The organism is Turicibacter sp. GALT-G1, from assembly GCF_025594995.1.
Classification (GTDB): Bacteria; Bacillota_I; Bacilli_A; order MOL361; family Turicibacteraceae; genus Turicibacter; species Turicibacter bilis.
Map to the genome: position 1 here is coordinate 1 of NZ_JAMQUS010000012.1, position 470 is coordinate 470.

The window sequence follows — 470 nt, forward strand, 5'->3', positions numbered from 1 at the left end:
ATCGACTTTTTACTCGCTTTAGATCCGGAATTAAAAGCCACTTATGACTTCTATCAAACCATCAAACAGGCCATCAAACTTCGCAACTTTGATGCTTTTCATCATGCCATTCAAAACCCCTCTGACTTACTTTCACCTGAAATGAAAACAGCTTTAAAAACATTAACTAACTACCAAGATTATATCAAAAATACGATTGAAACATCTTATACCAATGGAGTGCTTGAAGGGATTAATAACAAGATTAAAGTGATTAAACGCATGGCCTTTGGATACCGTAGTTTCTATCATTTCAAAGCTAGAATTTTGATTATCCATAAGTACACCTTTGAACAAAAAAATAAAAGGAATCAAACTGCTCAATGAGCAGCTTAATCCCTCACGATTACAGGTATAAAATTTCTTCACCCACACCAGTTGACAAAGAGCCAAAAAAAGTAGCCTAGACATTACTTGGAGGTGACTAGGCT

At 35.3% G+C, this 470-nt stretch carries 1 protein-coding gene; it reads left to right on the plus strand.

Going from position 1 to position 470, the window contains the following annotated elements:
• The coding region (locus tag NEH74_RS03120) for a transposase (protein ID WP_262941065.1) at window positions 1-366 on the plus strand (366 nt) is incomplete at its 5' end.
• Window positions 367-470 lie beyond the last annotated feature (104 nt).